The 19,584-nt window shown below is 68.3% G+C and carries 16 protein-coding genes and 1 tRNA gene; 3 read left to right on the top strand and 14 right to left on the bottom strand.

Features of this window, described 5'->3' with window-relative positions:
• Positions 1–612: 612 nt before the first annotated feature.
• Entirely contained in the window at positions 613–1,836 is a 1,224-nt protein-coding gene (locus tag EVU97_RS10900; protein ID WP_118914439.1) for an acetyl-CoA C-acetyltransferase, read from the top strand.
• Positions 1,837–1,907: 71 nt separating this feature from the next.
• On the opposite strand, the gene EVU97_RS10895 is transcribed toward EVU97_RS10900, so the two are convergent.
• From EVU97_RS10895 to glmU, 14 genes are all read right to left on the bottom strand, one after another.
• Positions 1,908–2,330 (bottom strand): VOC family protein, encoded by a 423-nt coding sequence (locus EVU97_RS10895; protein WP_129665756.1) that lies wholly within the window; start codon positions 2,328–2,330, stop codon positions 1,908–1,910.
• A 439-nt stretch (positions 2,331–2,769) separates the two neighbouring features.
• On the bottom strand, positions 2,770–3,657 hold the full coding sequence (locus tag EVU97_RS10890; protein WP_129665754.1) for a Bax inhibitor-1/YccA family protein: 888 nt from the start codon (positions 3,655–3,657) through the stop codon (positions 2,770–2,772).
• Between the two features lie 23 nt (positions 3,658–3,680).
• Positions 3,681–3,756, bottom strand: a tRNA-Leu gene (locus EVU97_RS10885).
• A gap of 131 nt (positions 3,757–3,887) precedes the next feature.
• Positions 3,888–4,826, bottom strand: coding sequence for a Ppx/GppA phosphatase family protein (locus EVU97_RS10880; RefSeq protein WP_129665780.1), 939 nt, complete (start codon positions 4,824–4,826; stop codon positions 3,888–3,890).
• A 2-nt stretch (positions 4,827–4,828) separates the two neighbouring features.
• A complete protein-coding gene (locus EVU97_RS10875) occupies positions 4,829–5,353 on the bottom strand; it encodes a DUF501 domain-containing protein (RefSeq protein ID WP_129665752.1) in 525 nt (174 codons plus the stop codon).
• Positions 5,350–5,931, bottom strand: a complete 582-nt coding sequence (locus EVU97_RS10870; protein WP_129665750.1) for a septum formation initiator family protein — start codon at positions 5,929–5,931, stop codon at positions 5,350–5,352. The genes EVU97_RS10875 and EVU97_RS10870 overlap by 4 nt, the downstream gene beginning before the upstream one ends.
• A gap of 5 nt (positions 5,932–5,936) precedes the next feature.
• Positions 5,937–7,220, bottom strand: coding sequence for a phosphopyruvate hydratase (eno, locus tag EVU97_RS10865; RefSeq protein WP_129665748.1), 1,284 nt, complete (start codon positions 7,218–7,220; stop codon positions 5,937–5,939).
• A gap of 131 nt (positions 7,221–7,351) precedes the next feature.
• Positions 7,352–8,356, bottom strand: coding sequence for a MazG family protein (locus EVU97_RS10860; protein ID WP_225911092.1), 1,005 nt, complete (start codon positions 8,354–8,356; stop codon positions 7,352–7,354).
• Complete coding sequence (gene mfd / locus EVU97_RS10855) at positions 8,353–11,979, bottom strand: transcription-repair coupling factor (protein ID WP_129665746.1); 3,627 nt, start codon at positions 11,977–11,979, stop codon at positions 8,353–8,355. The genes EVU97_RS10860 and mfd overlap by 4 nt, the downstream gene beginning before the upstream one ends.
• Before the next feature lie 137 nt (positions 11,980–12,116).
• Entirely contained in the window at positions 12,117–13,697 is a 1,581-nt protein-coding gene (locus tag EVU97_RS10850; protein ID WP_129665744.1) for a hypothetical protein, read from the bottom strand.
• Positions 13,687–14,277 (bottom strand): aminoacyl-tRNA hydrolase, encoded by a 591-nt coding sequence (gene pth / locus EVU97_RS10845; protein ID WP_129665776.1) that lies wholly within the window; start codon positions 14,275–14,277, stop codon positions 13,687–13,689. Before pth ends, EVU97_RS10850 begins: the two co-directional genes overlap by 11 nt.
• 113 nt (positions 14,278–14,390) lie before the next feature.
• A complete protein-coding gene (locus tag EVU97_RS10840) occupies positions 14,391–15,083 on the bottom strand; it encodes a 50S ribosomal protein L25/general stress protein Ctc (RefSeq protein WP_129665742.1) in 693 nt (230 codons plus the stop codon).
• Positions 15,084–15,402: 319 nt separating this feature from the next.
• On the bottom strand, positions 15,403–16,374 hold the full coding sequence (locus tag EVU97_RS10835; RefSeq protein WP_047312561.1) for a ribose-phosphate diphosphokinase: 972 nt from the start codon (positions 16,372–16,374) through the stop codon (positions 15,403–15,405).
• Between the two features lie 8 nt (positions 16,375–16,382).
• The gene (gene glmU / locus EVU97_RS10830; RefSeq protein WP_129665740.1) at positions 16,383–17,903 is read right to left on the bottom strand and encodes a bifunctional UDP-N-acetylglucosamine diphosphorylase/glucosamine-1-phosphate N-acetyltransferase GlmU; all 1,521 of its coding nucleotides are present in this window, start codon (positions 17,901–17,903) and stop codon (positions 16,383–16,385) included.
• Between the two features lie 239 nt (positions 17,904–18,142).
• On the opposite strand from glmU, the gene EVU97_RS10825 reads away from it, so the two are divergent.
• Together EVU97_RS10825 and EVU97_RS10820 are read left to right on the top strand one after the other, a co-directional pair.
• Positions 18,143–18,481 (top strand): hypothetical protein, encoded by a 339-nt coding sequence (locus tag EVU97_RS10825; protein WP_129665738.1) that lies wholly within the window; start codon positions 18,143–18,145, stop codon positions 18,479–18,481.
• 2 nt (positions 18,482–18,483) lie between these two features.
• Entirely contained in the window at positions 18,484–19,533 is a 1,050-nt protein-coding gene (locus EVU97_RS10820; protein ID WP_052947063.1) for an alpha/beta fold hydrolase, read from the top strand.
• The last annotated feature ends 51 nt before the right edge of the window (positions 19,534–19,584 follow it).

The raw sequence follows: 19,584 nt of genomic DNA, 5'->3' as shown, positions 1-19,584 counted from the left end.
GAAAAATCTGTATCCCAGCCGAAATCAAACGGTGACACCACACCACCACCCACAAAAAAGGTGATCGTGTGTCTTGTATCTATCCATCAAACATCAGCCAGAACAACACCAACCCACACAGGGCCAGCAAAAAATTGTTGTTTGGCGATGATCACATCGGCACGCTGTTGAGTTCTCAAAACACCATCACACACCATCAACAAGCCCCACACTGAGTGGCGGCCCGTTTCCGGGGCAACTTCTCCAAGTTAATCCATCCGGCTCTTGGGCGTCAAATCCAACCCGCCACCGCCACAACCGTGACCAGTGAGGATCTTCATCTCGCGCACTTGGCTCCAGACAAATCCATCACACCCAAGCACCCGACCCACCAGCTCAACCACCAACCAAACAGTCAGTGTGAGCGGCTCCTGCCGCGATGCCCTTCCGGGCTGACTCCGTAAACACTACGCGACCGAGCCGCGTCGCTGCAAATCGGGTCGGCACAACCCCTCGCGGCACCGTCCGTCCACCTCGTTCGGGCGCCTACGGCGGTGCCGATGCCTACAATCGCGGAGACAGCGCATGCCCGTCAGCGCGCCCTGTGGGGCGCCATGCAAAGGAGCAGTTTTGATGCCCGAAGCAGTGATCGTCTCTGCCGCACGCACCCCGATCGGACGAGCCTTCAAGGGCTCCCTCAAGGACGTCCGCCCGGACGACCTGGCCACGCAGGTCGTCGAGGCTGCTCTGGCCAAGGTTCCCGAACTGGACCGTGCACTCATCGAGGACCTCTACCTCGGCTGCGCCGAGCCGTCGGGTCGCCAGGGCAACAACATGGCGCGCGTCGTCTCCGTTCTCGCCGGAATGGACCACGTTCCCGGCGCCACGGTGAACCGCTTCTGCGCCTCCTCGGTTCAGACGACCCGCATGGCCGCACACGCCATCCGTGCCGGTGAGGGCGATGTCTTCATCTCAGCCGGTGTCGAGTGCGTCTCGCAGTACACGAACTTCTCCGGCGCTGGTGAGTCGGACTCGAGCGACCTCAACCCCAAGTTCGCCGACGCCATGGCCCGCACGGCGGAGACCGCGAAGACGAACGCAACCTGGAGCGACCCGCGCGAGCAGGGTCTCCTGCCCGATGTCTACATCGCCATGGGCCAGACGGCCGAGAACGTCGCCACCTACCGCGGTGTCTCCCGCGCGGAGCAGGACGAGTGGGGCGTCCGCTCGCAGAACCGTGCGGAGAAGGCCATCGCCGACGGTTTCTTCGCTCGGGAGATCGCGCCCGTCACGCTGGCGGACGGCACGGTCGTCTCCACGGACGACGGCCCCCGCGCCGGCGTCACGCTCGAGGCGCTCCAGGGCCTCAACCCCGTCTTCCGCGAGAACGGCACCGTCACTGCGGGCAACTGCTGCCCCCTCAACGACGGTGCTGCCGCCCTCGTCGTCATGAGCGACGTCAAGGCACAGCAGCTCGGCCTCAAGCCGCTCGCCCGCGTCGTCTCCACGGGCGTCTCCGGCCTCTCCCCCGAGATCATGGGCCTCGGCCCGGTTGAGGCGAGCAAGCAGGCACTCGCCCGCGCCGGTATGAGCATCGGTGACATCGACCTCTACGAGATCAACGAGGCCTTCGCCGCCCAGGTTCTGCCGAGCGCCCAGGACCTCGGCATGGACCTCGACAAGCTCAACGTCAACGGTGGCGCCATCGCGCTCGGTCACCCCTTCGGTTCGACGGGTGCACGCATCACGACGACGCTGCTCAACGGCCTGCAAGCCCGCGACGGCCAGTTCGGTCTCGAGACGATGTGCGTCGGTGGCGGCCAGGGCATGGCCATCATCTACGAGCGCCTGAACTGATCGCTCTGATACCGACAGAAGCGGCCGGCGTCCCCGATGGGGCGCCGGCCACTTCTCTCGTGACGTGAGGCTCAGGCTTGGTCGCGGTGCTCGGACGTGGCGATGTTGACCATCCAGCGTGTGCCGAACTTGTCGGTGAACATGCCGAACTCGTCGCCCCACATCTGGACGGCGAGCGGCATCGTCACGTCGCCACCTTCGGAGAGGCCGGCGAAGTAGCGTCGCAACGACTCGACGTCGTCGCCGGTGAGGCTGATCGAGATGTTGCCGCCCGGCGTGTACTCCATCTGCTCAGGGGTGTCGGAGCCCATGAGGACGAACTCGTCCGTCGTCGTCAGCATGCCGTGCATGATCTTGTGCGCCTCCTGGCCCTCGACGCCCATGTCGCCGAAGGTGGAGAGCGTGAGGTCTCCACCGAGGACGCCGTGGTAGAACTCCAGCGCCTGACGGGCGGTGTCACGGAACTGCAGGTACGGGCTGAGGCGCGAAGCCATGGTTACTCCTCGAGCGTGCCAAAAGGGAACGGCGATCGCCGTATCGGCCACAGCATAAGCGTGTCGACCCTCGGTCCCCTTGCCCTCGCGAGCCCACGAGAGCCCGCCGATCGGGGACTCGCGTCAGAGCGAGCGTCGGACGGCGGCCAGCTCCGCTGCGAAGCCGTGGATGTCCGTGACCTGCGCAGCGTCGAACGAGACGGCGCGCAGCATCTCGGCGAGGAGGGCAGGGGCCACGTCGGCTCCCCCAGCGCCTGGGACCTCACGACGCTCGATGCCCGCCGCATCTGCGTGGGCATCGCCCAGGCGTTGGACAAGCGAGCCCAGCGAACTCCGCCAAGAGCTGGGCTGCCCAGCCTCGTCACCGGGGCTGAGGGCGCGCAAACGCCGAACGACCCGCTCGAGTTCAACCTCGAACGGGTCGTTCACAGCCTGGGTGTCAGTCACGCAGACGCGCCAGGAGGCGCAGCATCTCGATGTAGAGCCAGACGACACTGACGAGCAGGCCGTAGGCCAGCAGCCAGGAGGTCTTCTCCGGGACGCCGGCGCGCACACCGTCCGAGATGGAGTCGAAGTCGATGGCCAGCGAGTACGACGCGAGAGCCACGGCGAAGATCGAGATCGCGATGCCGAGCGGTCCCGAGCCGCCGATGCCGAAGCCTTCCTGCAGGCCCGTCAGGACGAGCACGAAGTTGACGAGCGCAAAGAGCATGTAACCGATGAGCATGTACATGAAGATGCGGCGGCTTCGAGCCGTGACGCGGATGAGGCCCGTCTTGTAGCCGAGAAGCACACCGGCGAACACACACAGCGTGGCGAGAACGGCCTGGACGACGACGCCCGGGTAAGCCGTGTTGAAGAACGCACTGACGGCACCGACGAACACACCCTCAGCGAGGGTGAAGGCGATGATCAGAGGCACCGAGATCGTCTTGCGGAAGGCGATGATGAGCGACAGGACGAGGCTGACGATGGCGCCACCGGCCCACAGGCCGAGCACGGTGCTGTTCTGCTGCGCGTCGATGGCGCGCTGGGCGAACACCCACGAGCCACCTGCCACGACGATGAGCAGACCGAAGAGGGCAATCGACTTCATGACGACGTCGTCCATCGTCATGCTGCGGCCGCTGCTCTGCTGTATCGGCGCCTGCGGCGCGTACGGCTGATCGAAGCCCTGCTGACCGAACGGCTGCTGACCGTAGGGCTGCTGCTGGAAGCCCGGCTGGCCGTAACCCGGCTGGGCGCCCTGCTGCTGGGAGCCGAAGCCGGCGTACTGACCAGAACGCAGGTTCTTGTCGAAGTTGCTGAAAACCGGATTACCGGCCATGTGCCCTCCAGGGACGAAATGAATGGTGCCCTCGACGGGAGTCGAACCCGCAACACAGCGATTTTAAGTCGCCTGCCTCTGCCGTTGGGCTACGAGGGCACCCCATCGTAGCGAGAAGGTGTTTAGGAGCCGTAGGGCGGAGCTGTCGGGCAAATAGCCGTCGAGATGTTTGACTGCGTCAACGAACGCTGCGAATCGGTTGTTCCCGTTCCGCGCGAGGGAATGAGCGCTCAGGCCGTGATGCTGAGGGCGATGCCGTCGAGGATGTCGGTCTCGCTCGTGCGCACCTCGGTGAGCCCCGCGCGCGCAGCGACGCGTTGCACTACGGCTCGCCAGATAAGAGCTCCCGCTCCGATGACGTCGACGCGCCCGGGGTGCATGAATCCGTACGCCGCCCGCTCGTCGCGGCCGGCGCCGAGCAGGGCGTCACACGAGGTGAGCGCCTGCTCGAGCGTGAGTTCCGCTCCGTGGATTCGGGACGAGTCGTACGACGACAGGCCCAGCGCGTGGGCTGTGACGGTCGTGATCGACCCGGCAAGGCCGACCAACGTCTTCGCCGCAGACAGGTCCACGATCTTCTCGGCCTCGTCGAGCGCGGCGTCGATGTCGACCATCGCCGATTCGATCTCTGCGGCAGTCGGTGGGTCGGAACGCAGGTGGCGCTCCGTCATGCGCACCGAGCCGATGTCGAGCGAGATCGACTGCTCGACGTCGTCGGTACCGAGCACCAGCTCCGTCGAGCCGCCCCCGAGGTCGACGACGAGGAAGGGCGCGTCCGCGTTCTGCGCCCGCAACGGCCCCGTAGCACCGGTGAAGCTGAGTGACGCCTCCTCGTGCCCCGAGACGACCTCGGGCACGACGTCGTAGGAACCGAACGCCGATCGCACGCCCTCGACGAACTCACCGGCGTTCGCGGCGTCACGCGATGCCGACGTCGCGACGAAGCGCACGGCGTCCACGCTGTGCTCGCGGCAGATCTGGGCGTACTCACGCGCGACGAGCAGGGTGCGCGCCATCGCTTCGTCGGCGATACGTCCGGTCACGTCCACACCCTGGCCGAGGCGGACGATCTCAGTGCGGCGAGCGAGGTAGGTGAGGTCCTCACCGTCACGATCGGCGACGAGAAGCCTGATCGAGTTGGTACCGCAGTCGATCGCACCGACGCGCATCGTCACTTCCCCTCTTCGGCGGGCACGGCGCCGCAGCAGCCGTTCTTCCACCAGTCGTCGCCGAGCAAGGCGATGGCTTCATCACCCAGCGGATTGATGCCGGGGCCGACGGAGAGCGCGTGCGCCACGAGCACGTGGAGGCACTTGACGCGCGTCGGCATGCCGCCGGCGCTGATGCCGTCGATCTCGGGCACGTCACCGAGCTCGGCGCGGCGCGCCAGGTAGTCCTCGTGCGCGCGACGGTAGGAGGCCGCGAGTTCTTCGTCCTCGGCAAGGCGGTCGGTCATCTCCTTCATGACGCCCTGCGATTCGAGCGTGGAGATGGCACCGGTCAGGCGCGGGCACGTGGCGTAGAAGGATGTGGGGAACGGGGTTCCGTCCGGCAGACGCGGCAAGGTGCGCACCACCGTCGGGCAACCGCACGCGCAACGCGCCGAGACCTCGACGGTTCCGCGAGGCACACGCCCCAATTGGCGCTCGATGGCCGCGGTGTCGCTGGCGCTCACAGACGAGCTGATCTCACTCATTTCTTCCCCTGCTGACTCTCGTCGGACGACATCTTCACCGAACCCCACAGCTGGCCGTACCAGGGGTGACTCGACAATGTCGTCGCGTTCGCGACGCCCGTCGACTTCGTCACCGCATGCGGTGTGTTGCGGTCGTCGACGTAGACCGTCACCTTCTGCCCCGGCATGGCGTAGCCGAGGCGCTGCGTCGCCTGCTTCTTGATGTACGCCGGGTCCTCCCAGCGCTTCTTCTGCGCCTCGAGCGCATCGACCCGCTTCTGGCCATCGATCTTCTGCTGGCGCAGGTCGGCGATCTCGCTGCGCTGCTGCAGGTAGCTGCGCAGCGTGGGCGTCAGGACGACGAGCATGAGCGCGAAGAGCGCTCCCAGGGCAAGAGCACGGCGGACCGTGCGCGGGTTCGCCCGACGCCGACGCTCGATGGGTGCATCGAACTGCTGACGCAGGCTGGGGCGCGTCGAGCCGCTCGGGCGCGAACGGTCACGCCCTGAGCGTGCCGGGCGGCTGTTCGGGGCAGGACGCGCCCCTCCCGTTCCACCGCGTGGGGCGGAACGGGAGGGGCGGGACTTCTTCGGCTTCAAACCGCTCAGTTACCTGCGAAACGCGGGAAGGCGCTGCGACCGGCGTACACCGCGGCGTCATCGAGTTCCCACTCGATGCGCAGCAGACGGTTGTACTTCGCGACGCGCTCGGAACGAGCCGGCGCACCCGTCTTGATCTGGCCGCAGTTCGTGGCGACGGCGAGGTCTGCGATCGTCGTGTCCTCCGTCTCACCGGAACGGTGAGACATCATGCAGCGGTAGCCGTTCGTCTGCGCGAGCGTGACGGCGTCGAGCGTCTGGGTGAGCGAACCGATCTGGTTGACCTTGACGAGCAGCGCGTTGCCGGTCTTCGTGTCGATACCGCGCTGGAGACGTTCAGGGTTCGTGACAAAGAGGTCGTCACCGACGAGCTGAACCTTGTCACCGAGGGTCTCGGTGATGTGGGCCCAGCCCTCCCAGTCCTCCTCGTCCAGCGGGTCCTCGATGGAGACGAGCGGGTAGGACTTCACGAGGTCGGCGTAGTAGTCCGTCATCCACTTGGCGTCGCGCTTCTTGCCCTCGAAGGTGTACTTACCCTTCTCGCAGAACTCGGACGCGGCGACGTCGAGCGCGAGCGCAACGTCCTTACCCGGGACGTAGCCGGCCTTCTTGATGGCGTCGACGATGAGGTCGAGCGCAGCGCGGTTGGAGTCGAGGTCGGGAGCGAAGCCGCCCTCGTCGCCCAGGCCGGTGCTGAGCTTCTTGTCGTGGAGCACGGCCTTGAGCGCGTGGTAGACCTCGGCGCCCATGCGCAGCGCCTCGCTGAACGACTCGGCGCCGATCGGGGCGATCATGAACTCCTGGATGTCGACGTTCGTGTCGGCGTGCGAACCACCGTTGAGGATGTTCATCATCGGAACCGGCAGGACGTGGGCGTTCGGGCCACCGACGTAGCGGTAGAGCGACAGGCCTGCTGACTGGGAGGCCGCGCGGGCCACGGCGAGCGAGACGCCGAGGATGGCGTTCGCGCCGAGCTTGCCCTTGTTGTCCGTGCCGTCGAGAGCGATCATCTCGGCGTCAATGAGGCGCTGGTCGTCGGCCTCGGCGCCGAGGAGCTCGGGCTGGATCTCCTCCATGACCGAGTTGACCGCGTCCTGGACACCCTTTCCGAGGTAGCGGCCCTTGTCGCCGTCACGACGCTCGACGGCCTCGAACTGACCGGTGGAAGCGCCCGAGGGAACGGCCGCCTCACCGACGGAGCCGTCGTCGAGCACGACGACCGTGCTCACTGTCGGGTTGCCGCGCGAGTCGAGAATCTCGAATGCGCCGATGCTTTCAATGGTTGCCACAGAATCTCTCCGATGCAGTGAGGGGAACGGTCACGTCGTTCGACCGCAGGCTGTGTGCGACGCGATGGCCGCTCACCTCCGAGCCTAACGAACCGAGCAGGAACTGGCCGGTAGCAATGCCGTGGTGAAGCTCATGTGGACGGATCGCTGCGTCGAGCGCCCACGCGGGCGTCGAGATCGCTCAACGCCGTGGCCAGGGCCACGCTCGGATCGACGCCGAGTTCGCGAGCCTGAACGACGAGGTCGAGCAGTGCCGGACCGAGGGAGTCGCCGCTCGTCACGTCCGCGACGAGATCGCCGTGGCCGGCCTTCGTCAGGCGGGAGACGTACTTCGTGGCGCGCTCGAGCGGCGGCAACCCGGTCGGGACACCAGCCAGGGGGTCGTCGGCGTCGCGCTCGGGCTTCTCGTCGGCCTTGATGCGGGCCCACTCCGCTTCGACTTCCTCGGGCGAGGACGCGGCGCCGTCGGCGAACACGTGCGGGTGGCGGCGGACGAGCTTGTCCACCAGGCGCCCCGCGACGGCGTCGATGTCGAAGCCGTCATCGGCGCGCTCGGACGCAACGCGCGCGTGGAAGAGCACCTGGAGGAGCACGTCACCGAGCTCCTCCTCGAGGTGTGAACTGTCCTGCTCGCCGATCGCCTCGACGACCTCGAAGGCCTCCTCGACGAGGTACGGCGCGAGGCTCGCGTGCGTCTGCTTCGCGTCCCACGGGCACCCGCCCGGCGAGCGGAGCGTGTCCATGACGGCAACGGCGTCGAGCAGCCGCGCGCCGGGAGCGTCCCACGACCCGACGACGACCTCGACGGGCGGCGGCGAGTCGAGGCGCGTCAGCTCACCGGCGAGCGCGTCGGTGAGCCCTGGGTCGGCGTCCGACGATCCGAGCCATACGACGTCCTGCTCGTCGGCCGCGTCGACGAGGCGCCGGGCCAGATCGGGCGCCGTGACGTCTGCGACGAGTTTGACCTCGAGGCCCGCCTCGGTGACGGCCTCGACAAGCGGCTCCTCCGCGTCACGCCCGAGGACGAGGCCCGCGGACTCGATGCGGCTCCAAGCGTCACGTGTCATGAGCCCGGCCGGCACGCGTGGGCTGACGACGACGAGGCCGATCGATCCGGCGTTCATGTCGGCACTCATCGGCGTCCTCCTCGGGACAGTTCCTGCGCCGCAGCGGCGGCCGCGATGTCGTCGAGCAGCACCGCCTGAACGAGCTGCGTGGCCCACTGCAGGATCGCCTCGTCGCGCAGCGGCTTGCCGCCGACGGGCTTCGTCATGGGCGTGGGCACGAGCAGGCGCTCCTGTGCACTCTTGACGAGGGTGCCCGGGAAGAGCCGCTCGAGGCGCAGCTGCTGCGATTCGCGCAGCTCGGTGACCGGCCCGAAGCGCACGTACTTGCCCTGCACACCGATATCGCTGATGCCCGCCTTGCGCGCGACGGTGCGCAGGCGTGCCACGTCGAAGAGGTTGAGCACCGGCTGCGGCGGCTCGCCGTACCTGTCCTTGAGCTCGGCGATGATCTCGTCGAGAGCTGCCTCGTCCTCGACGCTCGCGAGCTTCTTGTACGCCTCGAGACGCAGACGCTCCCCCGGCACGTACTCGTGCGGCAGGTGCGCGTCGACGGGCAGTTCGATCTTGATCTCGACCGGCATCGCGTTGCCCTCGTCGCCGCGGTAGTCGGCCACGGCCTCGCCCACCATGCGCACGTAGAGGTCGAACCCGACGCCGGCGATGTGACCGGACTGTTCGCCGCCGAGGAGGTTTCCGGCGCCGCGGATCTCGAGGTCCTTCATCGCGATCTGCATGCCCGCCCCGAGGTCGGTGTGGCTCGCGATCGTCTGGAGTCGGTCGTGCGCCGTCTCCGTGAGCGGCTTCTCCGCGGGGAACATGAAGTACGCGTAGGCACGTTCGCGGCCACGGCCGACACGTCCACGCAGCTGGTGCAGCTGGCTCAGGCCGAGCTGGTCGGCCCGCTCGACGATGAGCGTGTTGGCGTTGCTGATGTCGAGGCCGGTCTCGACGATCGTCGTACAGATGAGCACGTCGAACTTGCGCTCCCAGAAGTCGACGACGACCTCCTCGAGACGGGCCTCGCCCATCTTTCCGTGGGCCGTGGCGACACGCGCCTCAGGCACGAGTTCGCGGATGCGGGCAGCCTGCTTCTCGATGCTGCCGACCTTGTTGTGGACGTAGAAGACCTGACCCTCACGCATCAGCTCGCGCCGGATGGCGGCCGTGATCTGCTTCTCGTCGTACGCGCCGACGAAGGTGAGGACCGGGTGACGCTCCTCCGGCGGCGTGGCCAGCGTCGACATCTCGCGGATGCCGGTGACCGCCATCTCGAGCGTGCGCGGAATCGGCGTGGCCGACATGGCGAGCACGTCGACGGCCGTACGCAGCTGCTTGAGCTGCTCCTTGTGTTCGACACCGAAGCGCTGTTCCTCGTCGACGATGACGAGGCCGAGATCCTTGAACTGGACCTCCTTGCTCAGCAGGCGGTGAGTGCCGATGACGAGATCGATCGAGCCGTCCTTCAGGCCCGCGAGCACCTCGCGCGCCTCCTTGTCGCTCTGGAAGCGCGAGAGCGCACGCACCGTGACGGGGAAGCCCGCGTACCGCTCGGAGAAGGTGGAGAAGTGCTGCTTGACGAGCAGCGTGGTCGGCACGAGAACGGCGACCTGCTTCGAGTCCTGAATCGCCTTGAACGCGGCGCGCACGGCGATCTCGGTCTTGCCGTAGCCGACGTCACCGCAGACGAGGCGGTCCATCGGAACCGTCTTCTCCATGTCGGCCTTGACCTCGTCGATACTGCTCAACTGATCCGGCGTCTCGACGTAGGCGAAGGCGTCCTCCAACTCACGCTGCCATGGGGTGTCCGGTGCGAACGCGTGACCGGGCGTGGCCTGGCGCGCGGAGTAGAGGCGGATCAGTTCACCCGCGATCTGCTTGACGTGACGGCGCGCCTTCGACTTCGTGGCGGCCCAGTCGGAACCACCCATCTTCGACAGGGTGGGCATCTCGCCGCCGACGTACCGGGTGACCTGGTCGAGCTGATCGGTGGGGACGAAGAGTCGATCGCCCGGCTGCCCCCGCTTGCTCGAGGCGTACTCAAGCACGAGGTACTCACGGGTGGCTCCGCCGACGGTGCGCTGCATCATCTCGACGAAGCGGCCGACACCGTGCTGTTCGTGGACGACGTGGTCGCCCGGCTTGAGCTGCAGCGGGTCGACGACGTTGCGGCGGCGCGACGGCATGCGTCGCATGTCCTTCGTGCTCGCCCCGGCCGAACCGGTGAGGTCGGCCTCGGTGAGGACGACGAGACCGAGGTCGGGCATCTCGAAGCCGTGCCCGAGCGCGCCGGTGGCCACCTCGACGCCGGCCTGCACCTGCGTCATCGGGCGCGAGGCCACATCGTGCTCGCCGAGCACCTGCGTCACGCGCTTGGCGAAGCCGGGCCCGTCCGTGACGACGGCGACGGATCGCCCGGCGTCGACGTGGGCTTTGATGTCGGCCGAGGCCTTCTCCGTGTCACCGCGGTAGTTGGGCACGTCCTCCGACGCGATGGTGACGCGAGTGCCGGGCAACTCGTCCTCGAGAAACTCCTGCAGGTCGTTGTCGGCAGCGAAGGAGCTGAACGACCACCACGCGCGCCCGCCGGCGAGCGCCTTGTCTCGCAGATCCGACAGCGCCCAGTAGGAACCGCCGTCGAGGATCGAGCGCAGGTCGACCGGAATGGCGTTGCCGGCAGCCGCGTTGGCCCAACTTGCGTCGAGGAACTCCTGGGAGGTGTTGACGAGGTCGTGGGCGCGGGTGCGCACACGCTCGGGGTCGAGCAGGACGACGTGGGTTCCCGGGCGCACGACGTCGACGAGCGTCTCCATCCCCGCGGGAAGAAGTGCCGGCATGAGGGATTCCACGCCCTCGACGGTGATGCCTTCGGCCACCTTGGAGAGCATGTCGGTGACGCCGGGCAGTGTCGGGGCGAGCTCGGCGGCGCGCTCACGGACCTCGGGCGTCAGCAGCAGCTCACGGCACGGCGGCGCCCACAGCCCGTGCGGGTTGACCTCGAGCGAACGCTGGTCGGCCACCTTGAACCAGCGGATCTCTTCGACGACGTCGCCCCAGAACTCGAGGCGCACCGGGTGGTCCTCGGTGGGCGGGAAGACGTCGAGGATGCCACCGCGCACGGCGAACTCACCGCGCTTCTCCACCATGTCGACGCGCGTGTACGCAGCGCCGACGAGGGCCTCGACGATGTCTTCGAGCGGGCGCTCGTCGCCGGCCGCGAGGCTGACCGGTTCGAGATCACCGAGCCCCTTGGCGAGCGGCTGCATGAGCGCCCGCACGGAGGCGACGACGACCTCGATCGGCCCGTAGGTGCCGCCGGATTCGGGGTGCGCGAGGCGCCGCAGCACCGCCAGGCGCTTGCCGACCGTGTCGGAGCGCGGCGACATCCGCTCGTGCGGGAGCGTCTCCCAGCTCGGGAAGTCGGCAACGGCGTCGTAGTCGAGGAAGCTGCGCAGGACGGCCGTGACGTCGTCGGCCTCACGACCGGTGGCCGTGACGACGAGCAACGGAACGCCACCTTCACCGGGCGCGCAGGCGCCGGCGAGCGCCGCCGCGATCGGTCCGCGCAGGCCGGAGGCGGCCGCAACATCGACGAGGCCCTCCTCGCCGCGCAACGCGAGCAGCCTGCCGACCGAGGCGTCCGCGCACACCCGCTCGAGCAGCGGCATGAGCGGCAGATTGGTGGCCTCGGGCATTCGCGGAACTCCTTCGCGGGCGGTTGGATCAGGGCGCGCAGCCGTGACGCCTTCGCACGCCGCCGGGGCGGACGAAGGCGTGACCTCAGTCTAGGTGTGCTCTACGACAACCCCGGAACGGCGCGGAATCATCCCGCTCAGGGGCGGCCGAACAGTTCGACGTCACGAGCAACCGAGGAGCCTTCGAGGCGCAGCATCGTCCATCCGTCACCCGACGGTTCGAGGATGACGCGCGGCGTCTCGTCCGGGTGACCCGACGCGTCACCCGGGCCCTTCTCCTCGACGATGCGGCTGTGCAAGTAGGACGACCAGCGCACGCGTACCACGACGTCGCGCCCAGGCTGAACGTTGAGGACGAGGTGCGAGGCGCTCTTGCCGCGCAGCGTGGCGCCGTCACCGATGAGCGGTTTCGTGCCCGAGACCTCGAACAGGCGCCAGTCACGGTTCGACCAGACCTCGCGCCATCCCTCAGGCTGCGCGTTGGCGGTGCGCCACTCCCCCGTGCGCTTGACCGGGTGCCGGTTGAGCGCGACGTACCGGACGCTCGAGTCGCGCAACCAGCCGTTCAGGCGCTCCGGCGAGATGCTCGCCTCCCGGTCGACGAAAGCGTCCGAGAGGCTGCGGTCGGCCTGCGTCTCGTAGCCGCGAGCGAGCCAGAAGTCCTTGGCGAGGACGAAGGCCGAGGTGTGCGTGCCGTCGGCGACCACCTCGACGCGGCTCGTCTCGATACCGGGCTGGCGCTTCAGGGCGTCCGCGAGCGGTTGGTACACCGTGACCGACGACGCCGAAGCGCGCGAATCGGCCAGATCGTGCGCGGTGAAGTAGGCGGACCAGACGAGTGCCGGGACGACGGCGAGCGCGGTGAAGCGGTTGCTGCGCCGGGCCGTCGCGGCCACGGCTACGGGCAGGACGGCGAACACGAGCCGCGCGAGGTTCGACCCCATCGCGTTGGGCACGGCCGAGAACACGACGATGGCGAACGTCGCGATGACGATGGCGACCTTGACCGGACGCGCCGGGTTCGCGAAGAGGAAGACCGCGAGCAGGGCGAGGGAGATGAGCGCGCGAGCCCAGCCGTAGCCTTCGGGGCCGCTGCTGCCCCACAGCCACGACGAAACACCGAGGAAGGCCAGCCCCGCGAGGATCGGCACGATCGACAGGCGTTTGCCGAGGAATCCCGCGCCCAGACCGACGAGCACGAACGCCACGGCCACTGGCGACGCCAGGCCGCTGAGGACGACGAGGAACGACGCGAGCCAGCGCCGATCGCGGATGGCGGCGTCGAGGGCTCCGGTGGCGATGACCGCACCGACGAGGAACGTCGTCCGGCCGGCACCGAGGGTGAGGAGGGCGCTGATCGTGGCCACCCAGACGGCGACGATCGGTCGGCGAACCTGGGTCACAGTGAGGGCCACGGCCCACGGAATCGCGAGGGCCGCAAGCGCGACGACGAGGTGCGCGCCGAGCAGCGCCGACAGCCACGGCACGATGACCGAGTAGCCGCCGGGCGGATGCGCTCCGGAGTACCAGCTGAACCAGTACCCGAGCGTCACACCGTCACGAGCGGCCTGGGCGCGTGCGAGGGCGGCCCACATGTCGCCCACTCCGGGCGCAATGAGGACGAAGAGCAGGCCCCCGACGGCAACGACGGCCGTCGCGGACCAGGCGTGCAGCGCGAGACGTCGGCTGACGTGCTCGGTGACGCGTTCAGTGGGCATGCACGATGTTCTGCGCGTCGGTGAGCCCACGGTGGACGAGAGCTTCGATGGCGTCGCCGCCTGCGGGAACGAGAAAGTCGAGTTCCTTGCGTTCGCTCGCGTTGAAATCCTTGAGCACGAAGTCGGCCACGTCCATGCGCCCGGGCGGACGACCGATGCCGAGACGCACGCGCAGGTAGTCCTTCGTGCCGATGCTCTTGCTGATGGAACGCAGGCCGTTGTGGCCGCCCTCTCCGCCGCCGAGTTTGAGGCGCACCGCGCCGAAGTCGATGTCGAGTTCGTCGTGCAGGACGACGAGACGCTCCGGCGGGATCTTGAAGAACTTCATGAGCGCGCTGACGGGTCCACCCGACTCGTTCATGTAGCTGCTCGGCACCGCAATGACGGCCTTGGGCCCGGGCATGCCGCCCGGCATGGTGCCGAGGCGGATTTCGGCTGCGGCGGCCCGTGCTTTGTGGGCGCGCAGCGTGACGCCTGCGTCAGCTGCCATGCGTTCGACCACCATGGCGCCGACGTTGTGGCGGTTGCCTGCATACTTCGGGCCGGGGTTGCCGAGGCCGACGACGAGCCAGGGGTCCATGGGCGTCCTTTCCACGAGCGACCAGTATGCCGCAGGGCGGTGACGACGAAGGCCCCCCGCCGCCTGCGACGGCGACGAGGGGCCTCGTCAGAAAGTCCTGTTCGGACCGGGGATCACTCCTGCTCGGAGTCGTCACCCTCGGCTGCGTCGCCCTCGGCGGACTCGCCCTCAGCGCCTTCGGCGGCCTCGGCCTCGTCGGACTCGTCGTGCTCGATGCCGGCCTCGGCCTCGGCGTCGGCGAGCTCGGCCTCGAGAGCCTCAGCGGAGATCTGCTCGGTGATGTTGACGACGAGCAGCTCCTCGTCGGAGTCGAGCGTGACGCCCTCGGGCAGCGTGATGTCCTTCGCGAGGATCTGCGTGCCGGCCTCAAGGCCCTCGACGGAAACCGTGAAGAACTCGGGGATGTCGGTGGCCGGGGCCTCGACGGACAGCGTCGCGTTCTCCGTCGTGACGACGGTCTCGGGAGCGGCCTCGCCCTCGACGTGGACGGCGACGTCGACGACGACCTTCTCGCCGCGCTTCACGATGACGAGGTCGACGTGCTCGATGTTGCGGCGCAGGATCTCGCGCTGGACGTCGCGGGCGAGCGCCAGCTCTTCCTTGCCGTCGTAGCGGATCGTGAGCAGGTTGTTCGGGTTCTTCACGGCGAGCATCGTGGCGTGACCCTCGAGCTCGAGGTGAACCGGCTTCTCACCGTGGCCGTAGAGAACGGCGGGGATCTTGTCCTCACGGCGGATGCGGCGGGCAGCGCCCTTGCCGAACTCCGTGCGGATGGTGGCGTCGAGGTAGGTCTTCTCCTGTGCCATGTCTGGCCTCCAAGCGGAAGGGGCTCGCGCTTGCGCGCGAACCGACGTATCGGGTGCGGTGGCCTCGACGCGGGGCGATGTACGGGCACGAGTTCGCGCGGGTACGCCACTCGTCACACGCTCACTCAGAGCGGACGTCGAACGGAGAACCACCGCGTCGATCACGGACCCTGGATCCGAACGGCGACTTTCGTCGCGCGCCCGTGCAGCGTCCCTCGCCGAGGCAACGTCGACCAGTCTAAACGAGCGACGCCACGGACGCGAAACGGCCCCGAACCGCCGCACGTGCGGGGTTCGAGGCCGTCGTCGGGCGAGGTGCTTACTGCGCCTCGTCGAACATGCTCGTGACCGAGCCGTCCTCGAAGACCTCACGGATGGCCTGCGACAGCAGCGGCGCGATGGACAGCACCGTCAGCTTGTCGAACTTCTTCTCCGGCGTGATCGGCAGCGTGTCCGTGACGATGACCTCGCGGGCCACCGAGTCGTTCAGGCGCTGAACGGCCGGGTCGGAGAAGATCGCGTGCGTCGAGGCGATGACGACGGACGCGGCGCCGTCGTTCATCAGCGCGTCGGCCGCGTGGCAGATGGTGCCACCCGAGTCGATCATGTCGTCGACGAGCAGGCAGGTGCGGCCTTCGACCGAGCCGACGACGCGGTTGGCGACCGACTGGTTGGGGCGCGTCACGTCGCGCGTCTTGTGGATGAAGGCCAGCGGTGCGCCGTTGAGGCGCTTGCTCCAGGCCTCGGCGACCTTGATGCGGCCGGCGTCCGGCGAGACGACGGCGAGGTTCTCGTTGCCGTACTTGCTCGCGACGTAGTCGGTGATGACCGGCAGGGCCTGCAGGTGGTCGACGGGACCGTCGAAGAAGCCCTGGATCTGGTCGGTGTGCAGGTCGACCGCCATGAGGCGGTTGGCGCCGGCCGTCTTGAACATGTCGGCGACGAGGCGGGCCGAGATCGGCTCGCGGCCGCGCGACTTCTTGTCCTGACGTGCGTAGCCGTAGAACGGCGCGACGACGGTGATGCGCTTGGCCGAGGCGCGCTTGAGCGCGTCGACCATGATGAGCTGCTCCATGATCCACTGGTTCACCGGAGCGGTGTGGCTCTGGATGACGAAGGCGTCGCAACCGCGCACCGACTCGTCGAAGCGCACGTACGTCTCCGAGTTGGCGAAGTCGTAGGCCTGCGTCGGCACGAGCTGGGTGCCGAGCCCCTCAGCCACCGCCTGCGCGAGTTCGGGGTTGGCCCGTCCGGAGAAGACCATGAGGTTCTTCTCGGTCGTGCGCTTCATGGACAGGCTCACTTCGAGGTCCCTTCGTCAGCGGATTCCGGAGCAACAGTAGTTGACGGGTCGGCGTTCGTGGTGGCCCGGGTGTTGTTCTGGGCGGCCTCGTGCGTCTTCGTGCCGGAGCGGCGGCGTTCGACCCACCCGTCGATGTTGCGCTGCCGACCGCGGGCGACCGCGATCTGGCCGGAGTCGACGTCGCCGTCCACGGCGGAACCGGCGGCGACGTACGCGCCGGGCGCAATGGTGACGGGTGCGATGAGCACCGAGTCGGAGCCGACGAAGCTGTGGGCGCCGACGTGCGTCACATGCTTGTTGACGCCGTCGTAGTTGGCGAAGATCGTGCCCGCGCCGATGTTCGCGCCCTCACCGATGACGGCGTCGCCGCAGTAGGTGAGGTGCGGCACCTTGGCGCCGTCGCCGATCTGGGCGTTCTTCGTCTCGACGAAGCCACCGATCTTGGCCTTGGCGCCGAGCTCAGTGCCGGGACGCAGGAAGCTGAACGGACCGACCGTCGCCTCGTCGCCGACCTTGGCGAGCTGGGCCTGGGTGCGCACGACGCTCGCGCCGTCACCGACCTCGGTGTCGACCAGCGTCGTGTCGGGGCCGATCTCGCAGTTCGCGCCGATCGTCGTGGCGCCGCGCAGCTGCGTGTTCGGGTGGACGACGGTGTCGCGCCCGATCGTCACCTCGACGTCGACGAACGTCGTCGCCGGATCGATGACGATGGCGCCGTCACGCATGGCCTGCTCGACGATGCGCTTGTTGAGCTCGCGGCCCATGGCGGCGAGCTGCACCTTGTCGTTGACGCCCTCGGTCTGCATGAGGTCGTCGATCGTGTGCGCCTCGACGCGGCCGCCCGCCTCGCGGGCAAGCCCGAGGACGTCGGTGAGGTACTTCTCGCCCTGGGCGTTGTCGGTGGTCACCTTCGCGAGGCTCTCGCGCAGCACCGCCGCGTCGAACGCGTAGATGCCGGAGTTGATCTCGCGGATCTCGACGGCGTCCTTGTGCTCGGTGCCCTCCTCGCGGGCCTTCAGCGCGTCCTTGTGCTCGATGATGCCCGCGACGGAACCCGCGGCGTCACGCAGGATGCGCCCGTAGCCGGTGGGGTTCGGCACGACGGCGGTGAGCACGGTGACGGCGTTGCCGCCCTGCTCGTGCGCCGTCGTCAGCTCGGTGAGGGTCCGCGTCGCGAGCAGCGGCACGTCGCCGTAGGTGACGAGCACGGTGCCGGAGAGATCGTTCGGCAGCATCTCGAGCGCGCACTCCGCAGCGCGACCGGTGCCCTTGACCTCGTCCTGGTCGGCGATCGTCGCGTCGGGAGCGATCTCTGCGATGTGCGCCGCGACCCGCTCACGCTGATGGCGCACGACGACGGCGAGGTGCGACGGCTCCGTGCCCCGGGCGGCCGCGACGGCGTGCCCGACGAGGGAACGTCCGCCGATCGTGTGCAGCACCTTGGGGATGTCTGACTTCATGCGGGTGCCCTCGCCGGCGGCGAGGACGATGACGGCTGCGGGACGCGGTGCGCTCACGTGTGAAGCTCCCCTGCGATTCGGTGATGTCTGGAAGCTGCGGCCCGCCTCGGATCACGAACGGGCAGCAGTAGCACAGCGACTCTACCGCCCCACTTCCCGCCTCGCCCCGGGGAACGCTTGTCCCGGCCTGGACGCAAGGCGCCATGGGCGTCTTCGCCAGCGTGTCGTGCGGCGCCGTTCCGGCATCCGGGCGGCGCTCGTTGGAGCGCGAGAGGGGGACTCGGCGTCCTTCATACTTGCGGAATGAACGACACCGGCGCGAAGCCCGCCGTCCTGCATCAGCGCGTCGGCTGGCTCGAGCTGCCAAGCCCTCGATCGGTCAGGCCATTGCCGGTGTCTCCCAGGCCCTCGTGTTCTACGTGCCCGTGGCCGTCGTCTGGGTCTTCGGTGACCACTGGGTGCCGTGGATCGTCCTCGTGACGCTGTTCGCCTACGTTGTCGCCAACATCGTTCTGCAGGCCATGGGCACGAGGCGCATCACGGCGTTCGTCGAATCGGGTGGCTTTGAGGAGCGGATGGGCGCGGCGGCCAAGCGCACGACAGAGCCGAGCGTCGGCAACGGCGAGCTCGGCTGAGCATGAGCCACGCGTCTGTTCCCTCGTCGGCCGAACCGGCCGAGCAACCCGTCCGTCGTACGCGTGTGCGCTCCGTCGGCCGCCGGGTGCTGCGCGGCGTGGTCACGACGTTTCTCGTCGTCACGGTGCTGTCGCTGACGTTCAACGCACTCACCACTCCCCCGAAACGCCTCGACGCCCCGACAGGTGCCGACGTCGACGTTCAGCTGCGCGACGGGCGAACCATCAGCGTCCATTACGAACGCTGGGGCGACGCAGCTTCGACGCAGACTCCGCTCGTTCTCGTCCACGGTTTCGCCGAGTCGACCGTGTCGTGGTCTCTCGTCGCACCGCAGCTGGCGAAGGACCGGCCCGTCGTCGCCGTCGACCTCGCGGGCTCGGGGTACTCGCAGTACTCGGGGCGCTACTCGCTCGATGACCAGAGCGACCTCGTCCTCGGCGTCGTCGAGGCGCTGCAGCTCGACAAGCCGACGCTCGTCGGGCACTCACTCGGGGCCGCCGTCGTCGGGGCGGTCGCCCTCGAGCACCCCGATCGGATCTCCGGCATCGTCTTCGCCGACGGTGACGCCCTCCCGTTCGACGGACGCGAGGGCGAACCGCCGGCCGTCGCGTCGTTCATCGCACGCACTCCGTACGCCCTGTCGCTGTACCGCCTCGGCACGCACTGGAACTGGTTCCCTCGGCGCATCTTCGACGCACAGTGCGGAAGTGTCTGCCACGGCCTGCAGGGCGCGAAGGGCGATGCCCTCGTCGACGCGTGGATCCGCCCGCTGCGGCAACGCGTCGCGGAGGAGGCGATGTTCGACACGGCGGATCGACCGATGCTCCACCTCACGCCCGAGCAGGTCCGCGCGATTCGGGTGCCGCGCGCCGTCCTGTGGGGCGAGGAGGACGCCACCGGTGGCGGCTCACGCGAGGGCGCCGAGCGCAACCTCGGCCACCCGCCGTCGGCGACCGTCGCGAACGCCGGGCACCTGTCGATGGTGGCGGACCCGGACGGCTTCGTGCGCGCGCTCAACGGTCTCCTGGGCCGGATGACACCTGCCGGCTGAACTCGTTCCGACAGCCCGGATCACCCTCGCGCGGCAAGCGTGAAATCGACC

The organism is Dermacoccus sp. 147Ba (assembly GCF_004151355.1).
Lineage (GTDB): Bacteria > Actinomycetota > Actinomycetes > Actinomycetales > Dermatophilaceae > Dermacoccus > Dermacoccus abyssi.
Note: the sequence above shows the minus strand (reverse complement) of the source record. Positions and strands in the feature narration are given on the sequence as shown.